This is a genomic window from Streptomyces sp. NPDC001606 (assembly GCF_053596835.1).
Window position 1 is genome coordinate 154,042 of the sequence record NZ_JBSFHC010000009.1, and the last position, 17,747, is coordinate 171,788.

The 17,747-nt window shown below is 71.7% G+C and carries 15 protein-coding genes; 8 read left to right on the forward strand and 7 right to left on the reverse strand.

What is annotated here, in order from left to right; translation table 11 throughout:
• Positions 1 to 79: 79 nt before the first annotated feature.
• Positions 80 to 517: a gamma-glutamylcyclotransferase family protein gene (locus ACWCV9_RS18665; protein WP_450787914.1), complete on the reverse strand. Its 438-nt coding sequence runs from the start codon at positions 515 to 517 to the stop codon at positions 80 to 82.
• Between the two features lie 139 nt (positions 518 to 656).
• On the opposite strand from ACWCV9_RS18665, the gene ACWCV9_RS18670 reads away from it, so the two are divergent.
• From ACWCV9_RS18670 to ACWCV9_RS18680, 3 genes are all read left to right on the forward strand, one after another.
• A complete protein-coding gene (locus tag ACWCV9_RS18670) occupies positions 657 to 2,306 on the forward strand; it encodes a M4 family metallopeptidase (protein ID WP_450787916.1) in 1,650 nt (549 codons plus the stop codon).
• A 312-nt stretch (positions 2,307 to 2,618) separates the two neighbouring features.
• Positions 2,619 to 3,146, forward strand: coding sequence for a hypothetical protein (locus tag ACWCV9_RS18675; RefSeq protein WP_450787918.1), 528 nt, complete (start codon positions 2,619 to 2,621; stop codon positions 3,144 to 3,146).
• A gap of 138 nt (positions 3,147 to 3,284) precedes the next feature.
• A complete protein-coding gene (locus ACWCV9_RS18680) occupies positions 3,285 to 4,049 on the forward strand; it encodes a class F sortase (RefSeq protein ID WP_450787920.1) in 765 nt (254 codons plus the stop codon).
• Here the strand turns inward: ACWCV9_RS18680 and ACWCV9_RS18685 are convergent.
• Positions 4,046 to 4,519, reverse strand: a complete 474-nt coding sequence (locus tag ACWCV9_RS18685) for an SRPBCC family protein (RefSeq protein WP_450787922.1) — start codon at positions 4,517 to 4,519, stop codon at positions 4,046 to 4,048. The two genes, ACWCV9_RS18680 and ACWCV9_RS18685, sit on opposite strands and share 4 nt — an antisense overlap.
• Before the next feature lie 85 nt (positions 4,520 to 4,604).
• Here ACWCV9_RS18685 and ACWCV9_RS18690 point away from each other — a divergent pair, with 85 nt between their 5' ends.
• Both ACWCV9_RS18690 and ACWCV9_RS18695 read left to right on the forward strand, forming a co-directional pair.
• On the forward strand, positions 4,605 to 5,513 hold the full coding sequence (locus ACWCV9_RS18690) for a LysR family transcriptional regulator (RefSeq protein WP_450787924.1): 909 nt from the start codon (positions 4,605 to 4,607) through the stop codon (positions 5,511 to 5,513).
• A 93-nt stretch (positions 5,514 to 5,606) separates the two neighbouring features.
• Positions 5,607 to 7,205, forward strand: a complete 1,599-nt coding sequence (locus ACWCV9_RS18695) for an AMP-binding protein (RefSeq protein ID WP_450787926.1) — start codon at positions 5,607 to 5,609, stop codon at positions 7,203 to 7,205.
• A gap of 7 nt (positions 7,206 to 7,212) precedes the next feature.
• Here ACWCV9_RS18695 and ACWCV9_RS18700 read toward each other — a convergent pair whose 3' ends face one another.
• Positions 7,213 to 7,995 (reverse strand): sulfite exporter TauE/SafE family protein, encoded by a 783-nt coding sequence (locus ACWCV9_RS18700; protein WP_450787928.1) that lies wholly within the window; start codon positions 7,993 to 7,995, stop codon positions 7,213 to 7,215.
• A gap of 209 nt (positions 7,996 to 8,204) precedes the next feature.
• On the opposite strand from ACWCV9_RS18700, the gene ACWCV9_RS18705 reads away from it, so the two are divergent.
• The 3 genes from ACWCV9_RS18705 to nirD are packed head-to-tail and all read left to right on the forward strand — an operon-like array spanning position 8,205 to position 12,393.
• A complete protein-coding gene (locus tag ACWCV9_RS18705; RefSeq protein ID WP_450787930.1) occupies positions 8,205 to 9,419 on the forward strand; it encodes an NAD(P)/FAD-dependent oxidoreductase in 1,215 nt (404 codons plus the stop codon).
• Positions 9,419 to 12,043, forward strand: coding sequence for a nitrite reductase large subunit NirB (gene nirB / locus ACWCV9_RS18710; protein WP_450787932.1), 2,625 nt, complete (start codon positions 9,419 to 9,421; stop codon positions 12,041 to 12,043). The genes ACWCV9_RS18705 and nirB overlap by 1 nt, the downstream gene beginning before the upstream one ends.
• On the forward strand, positions 12,040 to 12,393 hold the full coding sequence (gene nirD / locus ACWCV9_RS18715) for a nitrite reductase small subunit NirD (RefSeq protein WP_450787934.1): 354 nt from the start codon (positions 12,040 to 12,042) through the stop codon (positions 12,391 to 12,393). Before nirB ends, nirD begins: the two co-directional genes overlap by 4 nt.
• A 14-nt stretch (positions 12,394 to 12,407) precedes the next feature.
• On the opposite strand, the gene ACWCV9_RS18720 is transcribed toward nirD, so the two are convergent.
• From ACWCV9_RS18720 to ACWCV9_RS18735, 4 genes are all read right to left on the reverse strand, one after another.
• Positions 12,408 to 13,241: a carbohydrate ABC transporter permease gene (locus ACWCV9_RS18720; RefSeq protein ID WP_450787935.1), complete on the reverse strand. Its 834-nt coding sequence runs from the start codon at positions 13,239 to 13,241 to the stop codon at positions 12,408 to 12,410.
• Positions 13,234 to 14,136 carry a carbohydrate ABC transporter permease gene (locus tag ACWCV9_RS18725; protein WP_450787937.1) on the reverse strand — a complete coding sequence of 301 codons (903 nt, stop codon included), beginning with the start codon at positions 14,134 to 14,136 and terminating at the stop codon, positions 13,234 to 13,236. Before ACWCV9_RS18725 ends, ACWCV9_RS18720 begins: the two co-directional genes overlap by 8 nt.
• Positions 14,133 to 15,386 (reverse strand): ABC transporter substrate-binding protein, encoded by a 1,254-nt coding sequence (locus ACWCV9_RS18730; RefSeq protein WP_450787938.1) that lies wholly within the window; start codon positions 15,384 to 15,386, stop codon positions 14,133 to 14,135. Before ACWCV9_RS18730 ends, ACWCV9_RS18725 begins: the two co-directional genes overlap by 4 nt.
• Positions 15,387 to 15,472: 86 nt before the next feature.
• Positions 15,473 to 17,746: an FtsX-like permease family protein gene (locus ACWCV9_RS18735; protein WP_450787940.1), complete on the reverse strand. Its 2,274-nt coding sequence runs from the start codon at positions 17,744 to 17,746 to the stop codon at positions 15,473 to 15,475.
• Position 17,747: the final 1 nt, after the last annotated feature.

The window sequence follows — 17,747 nt, forward strand, 5'->3', positions numbered from 1 at the left end:
GCAGGCCTCAGCCCCTCGCGCCCGGCCGGCCTCAGCCCCTCGCGCCCGGCCGGTCCCGGCCCCTCACATCCGGCCGGTCTCACCCCCTCGACAGCCAGTCCCCGCTGTCGATCCGTCGCCCCTCCGCGCGCAGCCGGGCGGCCACCGGCGGGGCTGCCAGGTAGACCCAGGCGCGGACCGGGGTGCCGTCGGGGCGCAGGGCGTCGCGGGTGACGCGCTCGTAGAGGTTGCGGGGGTCGCCCGGGGTGTACTCCTCCAGCCGGTCCAGCGCGGCGAGGAGTGCGTCGTAGGCCTCCGGGCGGGCGGTGACCAGGGCGCCGTGGACAAAGGTGCCGGGGTGGTCGACGGCGTAGGGGTAGCCGGGGCCGTCGTACAGGGCGGTGTCCGGGAGGCGCGCGGGTCCCTCGGCGGCGGTGCGTCCGCGCAGGAACAGATCGTGGTTCGGCTCGCCGGGGCGGAGCGTGCCGTAGACGAAGAAGGGCAGCTGCGCGCGCTGTTCGGGGTCCGGGGCGATCACGGAACCGATTCTGGACCCCCTCGGGCTCCCCACACATCTCCATGAAGGCGCTATGGACATGACATGTCGTGGCCTCTTAAATCTCACTCGGCATCAGCGCCACCCCCACGCCTTGACTGGCGCCTTCCCGAGGAGACAGATGAGCCGGATACGGCAGCACGTCCGAGGACCCCGTCGTCTCGCCACCGCCGGCGTCGCCGCCACCACCGCGACCCTGCTGGCCGTCGCCCTCTCCCCCGCCGCCCACGCCGACGCCAGACCCACCCGGGCGGCCGCGATCCAGAACGCCGCGTCGGCCCTCCTGAGCCACGCCGCGAGCCTGAACCTGACCGACGCCGAGCGCACCAGCGTCCGTGACGTGATCGTGGACAAGGACGGCACCCAGCACGTCCGCTACGACCGCACCTACCGCGGACTCCCGGTGCTCGGCGGCGACTTCGTCGTCCACCTGACCCCCAGCGGCGGCTTCCGCGGCGCCGACCGCGCCACCAAGCGCACCATATCCCTGCCCACCATCACCCCCGCGATCAGCGCCCCCAAGGCCTCCGACCTGGCCGTGAACGCCCTGCGCGCCGTCCACCTCGGCGAGTCGCTGCGGCAGGTCAAGGCCAAGCCCGAGCTGATCGTCGACGCCCTGCACGGCGCCCCCAGGCTGGCCTGGCGCACCAACGTGGCCGGCCTGGACTCGCTCGGCAACCCGGTCGCCCGCACCGTCCTGACCGACGCCCGCACCGGCGCCCGGATCGACGCCTGGGACAGCATCGAGACGGCGTCCGGGAACGGCCAGTCGCTGTACAGCGGCACCGTCCCGCTGGAGACCACCCCGTCCGGGTCGGCGTACCAGCTCACGGACCCCACCCGCGGCAACACCTACACCGGGGACGCGGCCAACAAGACCGACCTGTGCTTCCTCGGCATCTGCTTCAGCCGGGCCCCGTCGACCGTGTTCACGGACTCGGACAACCACTGGGGCACGGGCAGCAACGCCGACCGTTCCTCGGCCGCCGTCGACGCCCAGTACGGCACCAACATGACCTGGGACTTCTACAAGAACACCTTCGGGCGCAACGGCATCGCGGGCGACGGCAAGGGCTCGTACAACCGCGTCCACTACGGCAGCGGCTACAACAACGCCTTCTGGGACGACAGCTGCTTCTGCATGACCTACGGCGACGGCGACGGCAGCACCTTCGGGCCGCTGGTCGCGCTGGACGTCGCCGGGCACGAGATGACCCACGGGGTCACGTCGAAGACGGCGGCGCTCACGTACTCGGGCGAGTCGGGCGGGCTGAACGAGGCCACCTCGGACATCCTCGGCACGATGGTCGAGTGGTACGCCAACAACTCCTCCGACCCCGGTGACTACCTCATCGGCGAGAAGATCGTGAAGTCCGGCTTCGGCAAGCCCGCGCTGCGCTTCATGGACCAGCCCTCCAAGGACGGCAACTCGGCCGACTACTGGAGCAGTTCGGTCGGGAACCTGGACGTCCACTACTCCTCCGGCGTCGCCAACCACTTCGCCTATCTGCTCGCGGAGGGCAGCGGAGCGAAGACCATCAACGGCGTCAGCTACAACTCGCCGACGTACAACGGCTCGACCGTCACCGGCATCGGCCGGGACAAGGTGGCCCGCATCTGGTACCGGGCGCTGACCACCTACATGACGTCCTCGACCAACTACGCGGGCGCCCGCACGGCCACGCTGAACGCCGCCAAGGACCTGTACGGCGCGGGCAGCACCGAGTACAACGCGGTGGCCGCGGCCTGGAGCGCGGTCAACGTGAACTGACGGTTCCTCGGGTGACGGTTCCTCGGGTGACGGCGCGGGCCGTCTGCACGCCGTCACCCGTTCAACGGCATCCGTCGCTCCATTCGTGTGCTCTTCGTACAACCCTCTCGTCCACGACCCCCACACGCCCGTGACCTGCCCGGACTCCCGGCGGGCTAGGCCGTGTGGGGGTCGTCGGCGACACCCGTTCACCGCAGTGCCGCCCGCACGCCCGGCAAGCGGAACTCCCCGACTGCGACTTACCTCGGTAGCGAACGAGCCGACCGGACACGCCGGACGGACAAGCCGAACCGCGAGCCCTTGGGGAGCACCATGCGACGCCGACGCCTCGCCCGTCTGCTGACCGGCACCGCGCTCGCCGCGGCCGCGGCGGGACTCGCCGCGGCACCCGCGTACGGCGGCGCGCCCGGCCGCCTCGACGTGTACCCGTCCACGGTGGCGCCCGGCGGACAGGTCACGGTGAACACCGCGGTGTGCGGCGAGAAGGGCTCCGCGACCGGGGACGCGGGCGCGGTCGGTGCCGGGACGTTCACGCTGGCGCCCAGCACGCACGAGGGCGAGGCGATCGGCCAGTTCCGGGTGCCGTCGAGCGCGCAGCCGGGGACGTACGAGATCGTCGCCAAGTGCGCCGAGGGCGACCGCCAGGCGACGGGCGACCTGGTGGTCGCGCTGAGCGCGGCGCACGAGCAGGTGCAGCCGCGGGGCAGCCTGAAGACGGGGGTCGGCGGCGCACTCGGCCCCGACCCCGTGCAGACCGCGGCGGGCGTGGCGGCACTGGCCGTCGCCGCCGCGGGCGGTACCTGGCTCCTGCATCGCCGGGCGAGAGGCGACGGGATCTGACGGACACCCTCCGCTGTCCGTCCGCCGGTACCGCACGCCCCACCCCCTCCGGGTCCGATGCCCCTCGCGGCCCGGAGGGGGAGGGGCCCAGCCTCGGGGGTCCGCCGTCAGGGTTCGCCTCCACGAGAGGGGGTTCGCATGCGCAGGACCGCCAGAACCGCCAGGACTGTCAGGACCGCGAGAACGGCCGGGCCCGCCGGACCCGCCGGGACCGCCAGGCTCGGCGACACCGCGATAGCCGCCCTCACCGTCGTCGCCCTCTGCTCCGGCGTATGGCTGCTCGGCGGCGGCACCGGGACCCACGCCCCGCCGCCCCAGCCGCCGGCCGCCGAGGGCCGGGCCACCGGCCCGCACGGCGGCGAGCAGCCCGCCGCTCCCGCGCTGCCGCCCTCGCCTCCCCGGCGCATCCGCATCCCCGCGATCCACGTGGACGCGCCGCTCATGGGACTGGCCCTCACCCGCTCCGGCAGCCTGGACGTCCCGCCCGCCGACCGGAAGAACCTGGCCGGCTGGTACGAGGCCGGCACCACCCCCGGCGAGACGGGCACCGCGATCGTCGCCGGCCATGTCGACAACGCCGAGGGCCCGGCCGTCTTCTACGGCCTCGGCGCGCTCCGCCGGGGCGCGGTCGTCGAGGTGGACCGCAGCGACGGCACGGTGGCCGTGTTCACGGTGGACGCGGTCGAGGTCTACCCGGCCCGCGACTTCCCCGACGAGAAGGTCTACGGCGCCGCCCCCCGCCCCGAACTCCGGGTGATCACCTGCGGCGGCGGCTACTCACGGACCACCGGCTACCAGGGCAACGTGGTCGTCTTCGCCCATCTGACGGGGAGCCGGCCCCTGGCCGAGGAAAGCCCCGGCCGGCCCATCCCCGAGGAAGAACCCCCCGGAGAAACGTCCTAGGCGGCCGCGGTCGTCCGGCGGATCACGTCCAGGGTGTGCGCGACCGTGCGCGCCGTGCTGTCCCGCATCCGCTCGATCGCGGCGGCGTCCGGTCCGGCCGCTGCGGCCTCGCCGTGGAAGGTGATCTCGCTGGCGAAGCTCAGGGTGAGTCCGCCGTCCGCGTCCTGCCCGATCTCGTTGTGGATCACCCAGGTGGCCCGGTCGTCGTCACGGTGGAAGCTGACCCGCCGGCCCGGCCGGAAGACGACGTCCTCCCTGATCCGCTCGCCGCGTACGACCACCTCCCGCACCAGGCCGTCGGCCCGGCGCTCCAGCACCGTGCACTCGGACATGCCCTCGATGAAGGGGACGGCGTTCTCGGCCTTCCGCCGCAGCCCGTCCCACAGCTCGTCCCGGTCGAGTCGGTACTGCCCCTCCTCGGCGGGGTCGTTGACGGGCTGGGTGACCTCGATGCGTATCACGTCGATCACTGCGACTCCGGGAGACGGTCGGTCCGAAAGCTTCTCGATCCGTCAACCCGCCTGAGATCGCGGTCTATTCCGCGAGACTACGGCCATGGATCTGCTGTCGCTGCGCTACTTCCAGGCCGTGGCCCGCCACCAGCACATCAGCCGGGCCGCGGCCGAACTCCGGGTCGCCCAGCCGTCGGTGAGCCGGACCATCATCCGGCTGGAGGCGGAACTCGGCGTCCCGCTGTTCGACCGCCCGGGCCGCCGGGTCCGGCTGAACGAGCACGGGGCCGCCTTTCTGCGCCGGGTGGACCGGGCGCTGGCCGAACTCGACGACGCCCAGCGGGAGATGGCCGATGCCTCGGGTGCCGGTCCGGGCCGGATCGCCGTCGCCGCGGAGACCCTGCTCCAGCTGTCCGACGTGCTGTCCGCCTTCCGGGCGCTGCGCCCCGAGGCGAAGGTGCGCCTGTTCCAGGCCCCGGTGGACGCCATGGGACGCCATCTGGCCACCGGGGACGTGGACTTCGCGCTCGCCTCCCAGCCGCTGGCCGGCCCGGAACTGCGCTCGGTGGAGCTGGTACGGGAGGAGGTCCTGCTGGCGGTGCCGCCCGGGCACCGGCTGGCCGGACGACAACGCGTCACCGTCGCCGAGCTGGCCGCCGAGGAGTTCGTCAGCACCCGCCCCGGACACTGGCAACGGGTCTTGCTGGAGCGGCTCTTCGCCCGGGAGGGGCTGACCCCCCGGGTGGTCTGCGAGGGCGACGAAGCCGCCGCCACCCCGGGGCTGATCGGCGCCGGGCTGGGCATCGGTCTGATGCCGGCCGTCGCCCGGCGGGCCCTCGGCGACGACGGCCATGTCGGCTGGCTGCACCTGGACGCCCCGGACTGCCACCGCACGCTGACCCTGGTGTGGCGCCGGCACGCCTATCTCTCGCCCGCCGCACAGGACTTCCGCAGGCTGGCCACCGAGCGGTTCGCCCTGCCCGACGGGCGCTTCATACCCGATGCGCCATGAGCACATGACGGGATCGGTCGTGGAAGGCATGAGCGCCCGGCACTAGCGTCGTACACGCCCGCCCACCCGGTCCGACCAGGGAGAACACCCGCGATGAGCCAGCACCCCGGCACCGCCGAGGCCGGTTTCCGCAGCTATGTGGAGGCCGTCCTCGACACCCTGTCCGCCGACCCGTCCCGCGCCGCCGTCACCACCGCCGAGGGGCGGGTGATCAGCGCGGGGGAGTTCCGGGACCAGGTCCTCCGGCTCGGCGCGGAACTCGCCGCGCGCGGGGTGGGCCGCGGCACCACCGTCACCCTGCTCACCGGCAACACCGCCGAGGCACTGACCGCCCGCTACGCCGCCAATCTCGCCGGCGCCCGGGTGGTCGGCCTCTACGAGGGGATGAGCGCGCAGGTCATGGCCGCCCTGATGGCGAGCACGGACTGCGCCCTGCTCCTGGTGGACGGCCGGCAGCAGGGGCCCGCACGGGAACTGGCGGGCGTGCCCGGCACTCCCCCGATGCTCCGCCTCGGTCCCGGCGGCCTCACCGAGGACGGCCCGGGCGAAGGCGGCCTCGCCGAGGACACCCTGACCGCCGAGGACGTCCTCGCCGCGGCCGCCCGGCGCCCCGCACGGCCGATGACCGCTCCGGTCGGCCCGGACGACGACTGGTGCATCCGGCACACCGGCGGGACCACCGGCATCCCCAAGGGCATCCGGATGCGTCACGGCTCCTATCTCAGCACCCTGGACCGGGGGCTCGCGGGCGCCGGCGACCCGCCCCGCTTCCTGGCCTGCACCCCGCTCGCCCATCTCGCCGGCATCCTCGCCGACATGGCGCTGTACCAGGGCGGCTCGGTGGTCCTGCGGCACGGCTTCGAGCCCGGGGACGTGCTCGCCGCGATCGAGCGCGAGCGCGTCACCCACACCTGGCTGCTGCCGCCGCTGCTCTACCAGTTGCTGGACCACCCGGACCTGCCCGGCACCGACCTGTCCAGCCTGAGCCGGGTCACCTACGGCGGCACGGCTGCCTCACCGGCCCGGCTGCGCCAGGCGGCCAAGGCCCTGGGACCCGTGCTCTACGGCCTGTACGGGCAGGCCGAGACCCAGCACATCACGGAGGCGGGGCCCGGTGACGTGGAGCGGACCGGCCCGGGCGGACAGCTGACCGTCGGCCGGGCCCTGCCCGGAGTGGAGATCGCCGTCCGGGACGCCGACGGCACCACCCTGCCGCCCGGCGAACGCGGCGAGGTGCAGGTGCGCTCGCCGTATGTGATGAGCGGGTACTGGAAGCAGCCGGAGCTGACCGCTCAGGTGCTGCGGGACGGCTGGGTGCACACCGGCGACGTCGGCTGTGTCGACGAGGACGGCTTTCTCTACCTCGTGGACCGGATCAAGGAGATGATCGTGGTCGTCGGGGGCCATGTGTATCCGGCGGAGCTGGAGGAGCTGCTGCTCGGCCATCCGGGGGTGGCCCGGTGCGCGGTCTTCGGCGTGCGGGACGAGGAGTCGGTGGAGCATGTGCACGCGGCCGTGGTGCCCGCCGCCGGGCACCGGCCCTCGCTCGCGGAGATCCGGGACCATGTCACCGCCCGCAAGGGGCGCCTCTACGCCCCCGACGCCCTGCACCTGGTGCCGGACATCCCGCTGACGGCGGCCGGCAAGCCGGACAAGCGCCGGCTGCGGTCCACGCTGGCCGGACAGGACTGAGCGGGTCCTACGCCAGCCACTGCTCGTACGCCAGATTCGCCACCAGCGCGAACACCACCGTCAGCAGCACGCCCCGGACGAATCCGCTGCCCTTCTTCAGCGCGGTGCGGGCGCCGAGCATGCCGCCGGCGAGGTTGAACGCGGCGAGCAGCGCGGCCAGTTGCCACAGGACCGTGCCCTGCCAGGCGAACATCGCGAGGGCCCCGGCGTTGGTGCAGCAGTTGACGATCTTGGCGGTGGCGGAGGCGGTGACCAGGTCCAGCGGGAGCAGCGCGGTGAGCGTGAGGACCAGGAAGGTACCGGTGCCGGGGCCGATCAGGCCGTCGTAGCCGCCGATGCCGAGGCCGGCCAGGCCGATCGCGGCGAGCTTCTGCCGGCGGGTGGCCGGGCCCGCCGCCGGTGCCGTGCCGAAGGCCGGGCGCAGGATCACGAAGGCCGCGACCCCGAGCAGCACCACCATGATCACCGGCTTGAGCACCTCCGTACTCATCCCGGCGGCGAAGAAGGCCCCGGCGGAGGAACCGGCGAGCGCGGCCAGGCCGATGCGCACCGCCATGGCGACGTCCAGCGGCGCCCGGCGGGCGTAGGTCACGGCCGCTCCGCTCGTCCCCACGATCGCGACCGCCTTGTTGGTGCCGAGCACGGAGGCGGCCGGGGTCGCGGCGGGCAGGCCGAGCAGCAGGGCCGGCAGAAGCAGCAGCCCGCCCCCGCCGACCACCGCGTCGATCCATCCGGCCGCCAGCGCGGCCACACACAGCAGGGCTACGACGGTCACGGGTATGTCGGGCATGATCACGACCCTAGAGCAGCACGCGACCGCCCCGCCGCCCCTGCGGGCCCCTCACAGTCCTCCCCGCCGCCCGCGTGGGACCCTCACAGCCCTCCCCTCCGCCCGCGCGGGACCCTCACACCCCGCACGCGCCCCCGCTGAGGGCAGCGTTCCGCACGGGAAACAGAGGTGATGCTGCCGGGTAACGTCGGGGACGCACGCTCAGGGACATGACCTCGAATACGCGTGTGGTGGTGATCGGCGCCGGCCTCGCGGGCGTACGGCTCGCCCGGCGGCTCGGCGAGCTGGGCACACCCGCGCTGCTCGTCGGCGAGGAGGAACACCCGCCGTACAACCGGGTGCTGCTCGCCGAGGTGCTGGCCGGCCGGTACGCCCCCGAGGTGATCGGCCTCCCGGCCCCCGAGGGCCTGCTGCGTACCCGGGTCACCGGGATCGACCGGTCCGGACGGACCGTCGAGTGCGCCGACGGCACCTCGATCGCATACGGCACCCTGGTCCTCGCGACCGGCTCCAACCCGGTACTGCCGCCGCTGCGCGGTCTGTTCACCCCCGGCCACCAGCTACCCGAGGGCGTCCACGCGTTCCGCACCATGGACGACTGCCTGGGACTGGCCAAGGCGGTCCGGCCGGGGGTGCGCGCGGTCGTCGTCGGCGGCGGGCTGCTCGGGGTCTCCGCGGCCCGCGCGCTCGCCGTGCGCGGCGCCCAGGTGGTCCTCGCCCAGCAGGCCGAGCGGCTGCTGGAACGCCAGCTCGACCCGGACGCCTCCCGCCTGGTGCTGCGGCATCTGACGGACCTGGGCGTCGAGGTGCACACCGAGTGCCGGGTGCGCAACGTCCGCTCGGTCGCGGGCGCGGTCCGCTCGGTGGAGCTGGCCGACGGCTACGCGCTCGACGCCGACCTGGTGGTCCTCGCCTGCGGGGTGCGGCCGCGCACCGGTCTGGCGGAGCAGGCGGGACTCGCCGTGCACCAGGGCATCCTGGTGGACGACGAACTGCGCACCTCCGACCCGCACATCCGCGCCGTCGGCGACTGCGTCCAGCACCGCGGCACGGTCTACGGCCTGGCCGCCCCGGCGCTGGAACAGGCCGACGCGCTGGCCGGGCTGCTCGCCGGGGACCCGGACGCGCGCTACACCGGCACCCGTTCCCTGACCCGGCTCACCCTCACCGGACCCGACGCGCCGTTCGACCTCGCCGCCTTCGGCGAGCCGGAGGCGCGCCCCGGCGACGACGTGGTGCGGCTCGCCGACGCCACCCGGGGCACCTATCGCAAGGTCGTCGTCCGCGACGACCGCCTGGTCGGCGGGGTCCTCGTCGGCGAACTCGGCACCGTCGGCGCGCTCGCCCGCGCCTGGGAGGGAGCAGAGCCGCTCCCCGACGACGGCCCCCTGCTGCACCTGCTCACGAATGACGGAGGCTCCTGATGTCCACGACCGCACCTGCCGGGGACCGCCCCACGATCGTGCTCGTCGGCCATGGCATGGTCGGCCAGCGCTTCCTCGAAGCGCTCGGCGAACGCGGTCTGACCGCGACGCACCGCGTGGTCGTGCTGTGCGAGGAGCCGCGTCCGGCCTACGACCGGGTCCAGCTGACCTCCTACTTCGCCGGCCGCACCCCGGAGGACCTGTCCCTGACGGACCTCGACTTCATCGCGGAGCACGGCATCGAGCTGCACCTCGGCGACCCGGCGGAGACGATCGACCGGGCGGCGCGCACGGTGACCGCCCGCTCCGGGCTGACCGTCGGCTACGACGTGCTGGTCCTGGCCACCGGCTCCTACCCGTTCGTGCCGCCGGTGCCGAACAAGGACGCCGCGGGCTGCTTCGTCTACCGGACCATCGAGGACCTGCTGGCCATCGAGGAGTACGCCAAGTCGAGGGCGACGACGGGTGCCGTGGTCGGCGGCGGGCTGCTGGGCCTGGAGGCGGCCGGTGCGCTGAAGGGCCTCGGACTCGACACGCACATCGTGGAGTTCGCGCCGCGGCTGATGCCGGTGCAGGTGGACGAGGGCGGTGGCGCGGCGCTGCTGCGCACCATCGAGGGCATGGGCCTGACCGTGCACACGGGTACCGGCACCCAGGAGATCGTCGTCGGCGACGACGGCTCGGTCACCGGGATGAAGCTGTCCGACGGCTCGCGACTCGACGTCGACATGGTGGTGTTCAGCGCCGGTGTCCGGCCCCGCGACCAGCTGGCCCGGGAGTGCGGCCTCACGGTCGGCGAGCGCGGTGGCATCGCCGTGGACGAGCAGTGCCGTACGGTCGGCGACCCGCGGGTGTTCGCGATCGGCGAGTGCGCGCTGGCGGCGGACGGCCGGGTGTACGGCCTGGTGGCGCCCGGCTACGAGCAGGCGGAGACGGCCGCGGCCACCATCGCCGCCGACGAGGCGTCCTTCACCGGCGCCGACCTGTCCACCAAGCTGAAGCTGCTCGGCGTCGACGTCGCCTCCTTCGGCGACGCGCACGGCACCACCGAGGACTGCCTGGACGTCGTCTACTCCGACTCCCGCGCGGGCCTGTACAAGAAGCTGGTCATCGGCAAGGACGGCACGCTGCTCGGCGGCATCCTGGTCGGGGACGCGGAGGCGTACGGCACCCTGCGGGCCCTGACCGGTTCGGTGCCGCCCGTCTCCCCCGAGTCGCTCGTCCTGCCCGCGGGAGCGGACGCGGGGGCCGGGCTCGGCCCGTCGGCGCTGCCCGACGAGGCGATCATCTGCTCCTGCCACAACGTCAGCAAGGGCGCGATCCGCGGGGCGGTGACGGAGCACCGGTGCACCAGCGTGCCCGAGGTGAAGAAGTGCACCAGGGCGGGCACCGGCTGCGGCAGTTGCGTCAAGGTGCTGGGCCAGCTGGTGGACGCCGAGCTGGAGGCGTCCGGCATCGAGGTGGACAAGGGGCTGTGCGGCTGCTTCGGGCAGACCCGCGAGGAGCTGTACGAGATCGTCCTGGCGCTGCGGATCACGTCGTACCGGGACCTCCTCGACCGCTACGGCCGGGAGGGCGCCCGGGGCGGCGACGGCTGCGAGGTGTGCAAGCCGGCGGTGGCCTCGATCATCGCCTCCCTGGCCCCGACGATCGGCGCGAGCGGCTATGTCCTCGACGGCGAGCAGGCGGCGCTCCAGGACACCAACGACCACTTCCTCGCCAACCTCCAGAAGAACGGCTCGTACTCGGTCGTGCCGCGCATCCCCGGCGGGGAGATCGCCCCCGAGAAGCTGATCGTGATCGGGGAGATCGCCCGGGACTTCGGCCTCTACACGAAGATCACCGGCGGCCAGCGGATCGACATGTTCGGCGCGCGCGTCGAGCAGCTGCCGCTCATCTGGGCGCGGCTGGTGGACGCCGGCTTCGAGTCCGGGCACGCGTACGGCAAGTCGCTGCGCACGGTGAAGTCCTGCGTGGGCCGGACCTGGTGCCGCTACGGCGTCCAGGACTCCGTCCGCATGGCGATCGACCTGGAGCTGCGCTACCGCGGTCTGCGCTCCCCGCACAAGCTGAAGTCCGCGGTCTCGGGGTGCGCCCGCGAGTGCGCCGAGGCCCAGTCGAAGGACTTCGGCGTGATCGCCACCGCCAACGGCTGGAACCTCTACGTCGGCGGCAACGGCGGCGCGACCCCGCGCCACGCGGACCTGCTCGCCCAGGACCTGTCGGACGCCGAACTGGTCCGGCTGATCGACCGGTTCCTGATGTTCTACATCCGCACCGCCGACCGCCTGGAGCGCACCTCGACCTGGCTGGAGCGGATCCCGGGCGGCCTGGACCACGTCCGCGACGTGGTGGTGCACGACTCGCTCGGCATCTGCGACGAGCTGGAGAAGCTGATGCGGGCGCATGTCGCCCACTACCGCGACGAGTGGGCGGAGACCATCAACGACCCGGAGCGGCTCGCCCGGTTCGTGTCCTTCGTGAACGCCCCCGACACCCCCGACCCGGTGGTCGCCTTCGTCCCCGAGCGCGACCAGATCAAGCCCGACCTGCCGCTGCTGTCCATCGGCACGCGGCCCGCCGAAACCCCGGCCGACGTCCTGGAAGGAAGCGCCCAGCGATGACCCTGGCACTCGAGACCACCACCGACCTGAAGATCGAGCTTCGGCTGGCCGACGGCTGGCTCCCGGTCTGCGACCTGGACCGGCTGGTGCCGGGCCGCGGAGTGGCGGCCCTGCTGCCGGACGGCCGCCAGGTGGCGCTCTTCCGGGACCGTACCGACCGGGTGTACGCCATCGGCAACGTCGACCCGTTCACCGGCGCGGCCGTCCTCTCGCGCGGCCTGACCGGCACCCGCGAGGGCCGCCCGTTCGTCTCCTCCCCGCTGCTGAAGCAGCGCTTCGACCTGGCCAGCGGGGAGTGCCTGGACGACGAGTCGGTGCGGGTGCCGGTGTACGAGGTGCGCCGCGCCTGACCCGGCCGGTGCTCTCAGTCGATCCCCGACCGCTCCACCCCGGCCACGATCCACCGCTGGAAGCACAGGAACACCACCAGCAACGGCAGGACCGACACGACCGCCGCGAGGAACAGTTCGTGCAGCCGTACGACCTGGGAGGTGGTGAAGGCCGACAGCGCGACCTGCACCGTCCAGGCGTTCCGGTCCTGCCCGATCACCAGCGGCCAGAGGAAGGAGTTCCACGCTCCGAGGAACACGATCGTCCCGACGGCCGCGAACACCGGCCGCGCGTTCGGCACGACCACGAGCCAGTACGTGCGCCAGTACCCGAGCCCGTCCACCTGTGCCGCGTCCTCCAACTCCCTTGGGAAGCCCAGGAAGTACTGCCGGAAGACGAAGCAGGCGAAGGCGGAGAACAGCGTCGGCACGATCAGCCCGCGCAGCGTGGAGACCCAGCCCAGCGAGGACACCAGCACAAAGCTGGGGACGAAGGTGACGGCGGCCGGGACGAGCAGGGTGCCGAGGATGCCGTAGAAGACCTTGTTCGCGTGCCGGTACGGGATGCGCGCGAGGCCGTACCCCGCGAGGGAGGCCAGGAGCAGGGTGCCGGCCGTCGTCGCGACGGCGATCAGCGCGGAGTTGAGCAGGGACCGCGCGAACGGCACGGACGGGTCCTGGAACAGCTCCGCGACATTCCCCCACCGCACCTCACGGGGCAGGAAGGTCCACTGCGGCGAGGTGATGTCCTGCTCGCTGGAGAGCCCGTTGCGGAGCAGCAGATAGAAGGGGACGAGGAAGACGACGGCGAGCACGACGAGCAGCACCGTCCGCAACGCCCGCCCCGCCCGCACCAGAGAGTCACCCATCGGCGTCCGGCCTCCCCAGCCGCAGCCACCGCGCCTGTCCGACCGTGACGACCGCGATGATCAGCGCGAGGATCACCGCGCCGGCGCTGCCGAGCCCGAGATCCTGCCCCTGCCCCAGAGCGACGTAGTACAGATAGACCAACGGCGGCCGGGCATACGGCGGATAACCCCGCGCATCCGACAACAGATTGTAAAACTCGTCAAAAGCCTGAAAGGCGTTGACGACGAGCAGCAGCACCACCGCGACCGAGGTGGCGCGCAGCTGGGGCAGGGTGATGTGCCGCAGCACCGTCCAGCCGGGCCGGGCCCCGTCCACGGCGGCCGCCTCGTACAGCACCGGATCGATCCTCTGAAGCCCCGCGAGGAAGAGGATCATGTAGAACCCGGCCTGCAACCACAGCCGTACGGTCACGATGACGAGCCAGTACCAGGGCGGATCCGCACTCGCCAGCCAGGCGACGGGATCACCCCCGAACCAGCCCAGCACGGTGTTGACCAGCCCGAACCGCACCCCGCTGAAGAGCGACATCTTCCACACGAGGGCCGCGACCACATAACTGCACGCGGCCGGAAGGAAGAACACGGACCGGAAGAAGGCGCGCGCCCACCGCACCCGGTTGACCATCAGCGCGAGGGAGAGCGAGACAAGGTAGGTGACGGGCACAATAAAGGCAGCAAAAACAAGAAAAGTACCTAAACTGCCCCTGAACGCCCCATCCCCAGCCATTCTCAGGTAATTCTCGAGTCCGACGAAGTGGGTGGGCATGACGGTGTTGTGCGCGTCGAAGAAGCTCAGCGCGACGCTCCACAGCAACGGAACATAGGTGAAGAGAACCAGCCCGCCCACGAACGGCCCGACGAACACCCAGAACCACAGCGCCCGCCGCGCCCTCACGACGCACTCCCGCCCTTCTTCACCCGCCTCAATTCCTCCTCCGCCTTCCCTACGACCTTCCGCATTTCCCGCTCCGGATCGGCGCCGTCCCTGATGATCCGGCTGAGGGCGTCCTGATAGGCGGTCTGGGCGGCCGGGGTCCACAGCAGCGGCTGGGCGTAACCGTGGTCGGTGGTGAACCGGACGGCGTCGGCGGCGGCACCAGAGCGGAGCGCGGCGGCCTTCTTGGCGAGGGAGATCCGTGCCGGAATATGAAACCCATATCCCAGCGCGAAATCCTCCTGGTATTCCGTCTTCTCCACCCACAGCCACCGCACGAACTCCTTGGCGGCCTCCCGGTGCCGGCTGCGCGCGCTGACGGCGGCGGCGTAGGCGCCCACGGGCACGGCGGGCCGACCCGCACTGCCGTCCGCCGGGAAGGGCAGCACCCCGAAGTCGTCCCCCAGCTCCTTCTTCACCTGCGGCAGCGCCCACAGCCCGGACCACTGCATCGCGGTGAGCCCCTGCACGAAGGCCGACGGATCCGACCAGTCGGTGGGCGCGCCGAGCAGCAGCGACTTCTCGGCGTACAGCCGGTGCAGCTTGCCCAGGGTGCGGGCGGCGGCGGAATCGGCGAAGCCGACCTTCCCCTCCGCGGTGACCAGCTCGAGCCCGGCCGCGTAGAGCGGAGTCGCCCCCAGCGCCCCGGCACCCCCGTCGTTGCCGAGGAAGATCCCCTTCACCGCCCCCTTGGTGAGCTTCCGGGCCGCGTCCACGAGGGCGTCCACGGTGCGGGGCGGCTCGACCCCGGCCTCGCTCAGCAGGCTCTTGCGGTAGTAGAGCAGCTGCATGTCGACGACCTGCGGAATCCCGAAGACCCGCCCCTCGTACGTCTTCGGTCCCAGCACGGCCGGGTTGAAGTCGTCCCTGACCCCCTTGAGCAGATCGCTGAGATCGACCACCTGCCCGCCCTGGATCTGGTCCAGGGTGGGCCCGTTGACCTCGAACACATCGGGCCCGGAGTCGGTGAGCAGCGCGGCGGCGGTCTGCTGGTCGTAGTTCCCCGGCCGCCACTGCACCTCGACCCGGGCCTTCTTGTAGGCGGCGGCATACCGCTCGACGGCCTGCTCGGTACCGGATTCGCCGTACTGGTGATACCACTGCGACAGCGAGTCCCCCGCCCCTCCGCCGCGCCCGTTGTTCCCTCCGCAACCGGTCAGCACCCCGGCGGCTGTGGCCGCCAGCAGCGTCCTACGGCTGATGCTGGTCATCTTGTGCCCCCTGACGTCCGCCATCGATGCACGGCCCAACGATCAGCCATCCCCCCCGATTACGAAAGACCGCCTCCCCCACCCCCTCAATCCCGCCGAATCAACTCCGGATCAATCCGCCTCCCAAGCAACGGAAGCGACCCGAGGGCGGCGATGAGGAGGAGGGCGAGGGCGGAGATGAGAAGGAGGGGGAGGCCTTGGGAGTCCCAGAGGGGTGATCCCCCGCAGACGGCAAGGTAACTGGACTCGGCCAGCCTTCCGGTAGCCACAGCTAGCGCCAGCCCTGCCGCCAAAGGCACCACCACCTGCGCCACCTGCACAGCCCGGAGGGTGCGAACCCGGATGCCGAGCAGAGTGAGGGCAGTTACCTGGGAACGCTGGGTGATCATGCGGTCCACGGCGGCGACCAGGTACGCGGAGACACCGATGGCGAGACCCAGTCCCATAGCGACGACGAGGAGCGTCTTGACGATGGCATGCTCCTGGAGCACGTCGATATTCGTGCCTTGGGGCGTCACCTCGGCGGTCGGTGCGATGCGACCGATGCTGTCGAAGACGCTGCGCACGACGTTCGGGGCAGAGTCGCTGACCAGGGTCAGCGTTCCGTCCGCAGGAACCACTCCCCTAGGCAACATGGTCGGCGAGATCAGAATCGACTCGCTCTCGATCACCGAGGCACCGGGTTGGTCGCGGTACCGGATGGTCCGGGTCCGCTTCGGCTCGGTGAAGGTCACTTCATGACCTCCGCCCTCCAACCGGAAGGACAGCCTCCCTGGCTCATGGCTCATGTAGTCCGAGACGGGGTACTCAGGATCCCGGAGCCACAGAGGGGTTCCGTCACGGCACTGATCGACCCGAGACAGCACCGTACGAAGCTGTGCGCAGGTCGCCACGACCACCTCAGGTGACCCCTGGGCATCGGGATCACCCGCTCGTGATGATTCCACCGTCACGATATGCGCGACTCCTGGAAGCCGTTCCAGGGCCTTCCGGCTGGCTGGAGTGAGCTTGTCGATGGCCAGGTCGTACCGCTGAACCGGTGAGTGCGACTTGCCTGACTGCTCCAGTTGGATGAGGACCCCCTGGACAATCGAGGCCGCAAACACCAGTAGGACCAAGTTGCCGGCCACTCGGAGCGCACCGCCCGGCTCGGCCTCAGTGCGCCGCATGGCGAGTCCGAGCGCGAGCGAGCGGGTTGAGTCGGCGATTCTCCGCGCGATGAAGCCGAACAGAGCCGGCAGTGTCACCACGAGACCGATGCCGATGAGTACGGCCGCTGTCGGCAAGAGGAGGGAGTAGGTCATCGTCTCCCGAGGGACATACCCCATCGCTCCAGCTACGCAATAGGCAGCCGCGATGCCCACACCCGCGAGCAGTGGCAGGAAGCCGAGGGCCGATGGGGCCTTGGCCACCGCGTCCCTGCGGACGGCGAGCGGGTTGCGCACAGCCCTGCGGGCGCTGGCCCGACCGACGAGCCAAGCGAGCGCCGGGCAACCCACCAGGCACGTCACGATGGTCGAGCCGGACAGTGCGCCATCGCCTGCATACCAGGTGAATCCAGGCAGCCCCACCTGCGCGCCGAGTCGGTTCAGGATCCAGTACTCGCCAAGACCCAGGAGTGCGCCGAGCGTCGCTGCCACAACCGTCTCGGCGGCATTCACCCGGCGCACCTCCTCGGCCTTCATGCCGAGCAGTCGCAAGGCCGCCAGTCTGCGAGCCCGGTCGGCAGCGGAGAGACGGGCACACACGGAGAGGAACACGACGAGGGGCAACAGCACAGCGCCGGACATGACATACCGAACCATGTCGAGCGCCGGCGGCTCCACAACCGGAAATGGCGTCCAGTTGCGCCCGAACCCTCTCAGCTCCCAACCGTCACGGACTTCTTCCCGGCTCACCCCGACATAGGCGATGAGTTCCCCGGGACGAGCCAGCCCTTGGGGGCCGATGATCCCCCGCTCCCGCCCCGGTAGGCGTTGGGCGAGGGACGGGCTTCTACGCAGCAGTTCGTGCAACGGTGGTGACACGAAGACCTCTCCGCGGTCCGGAAAGTTCTTCAGCCCCGGCGGGGGCCCCACGGACTTCGTGCCCTTGGCCAGGAAGACCCGAGTCAGGACACGTGAGCCGTAGGGGTCAGTCCGCTCCAACCACAGGGGGAAATCAGCTGCTTGGGAAGCGGGTGCATCGATCGGTTGCCGGTCGGCTACACGCGCATCCTGTGCCGCCAGCATGCCGGGAATCGTGAGCACGATGGCCAAGCAGCACACACCGACCGAGCTGCCTACTGCCATCAGCACGAACCGCGCCCGGTTGCCACGCCCGCTACCAAGCAACAAACGCAATCCCAGGAGGAATGCCATC

Bases quoted from the DNA above. Each gene is read 5' to 3' on its own strand.
- ACWCV9_RS18670 (WP_450787916.1), top strand. From the start codon at position 657: ATGAGCCGGATACGGCAGCACGTCCGAGGACCCCGTCGTCTCGCCACC.
- ACWCV9_RS18675 (WP_450787918.1), top strand. From the start codon at position 2,619: ATGCGACGCCGACGCCTCGCCCGTCTGCTGACCGGCACCGCGCTCGCC.
- ACWCV9_RS18680 (WP_450787920.1), top strand. From the start codon at position 3,285: ATGCGCAGGACCGCCAGAACCGCCAGGACTGTCAGGACCGCGAGAACG.
- ACWCV9_RS18690 (WP_450787924.1), top strand. From the start codon at position 4,605: ATGGATCTGCTGTCGCTGCGCTACTTCCAGGCCGTGGCCCGCCACCAG.
- ACWCV9_RS18695 (WP_450787926.1), top strand. From the start codon at position 5,607: ATGAGCCAGCACCCCGGCACCGCCGAGGCCGGTTTCCGCAGCTATGTG.
- ACWCV9_RS18700 (WP_450787928.1), bottom strand. From the start codon at position 7,995: ATGCCCGACATACCCGTGACCGTCGTAGCCCTGCTGTGTGTGGCCGCG.
- ACWCV9_RS18705 (WP_450787930.1), top strand. From the start codon at position 8,205: ATGACCTCGAATACGCGTGTGGTGGTGATCGGCGCCGGCCTCGCGGGC.
- nirB (WP_450787932.1), top strand. From the start codon at position 9,419: ATGTCCACGACCGCACCTGCCGGGGACCGCCCCACGATCGTGCTCGTC.
- nirD (WP_450787934.1), top strand. From the start codon at position 12,040: ATGACCCTGGCACTCGAGACCACCACCGACCTGAAGATCGAGCTTCGG.
- ACWCV9_RS18720 (WP_450787935.1), bottom strand. From the start codon at position 13,241: ATGGGTGACTCTCTGGTGCGGGCGGGGCGGGCGTTGCGGACGGTGCTG.
- ACWCV9_RS18730 (WP_450787938.1), bottom strand. From the start codon at position 15,386: ATGACCAGCATCAGCCGTAGGACGCTGCTGGCGGCCACAGCCGCCGGG.
- ACWCV9_RS18735 (WP_450787940.1), bottom strand. From the start codon at position 17,746: ATGGCATTCCTCCTGGGATTGCGTTTGTTGCTTGGTAGCGGGCGTGGC.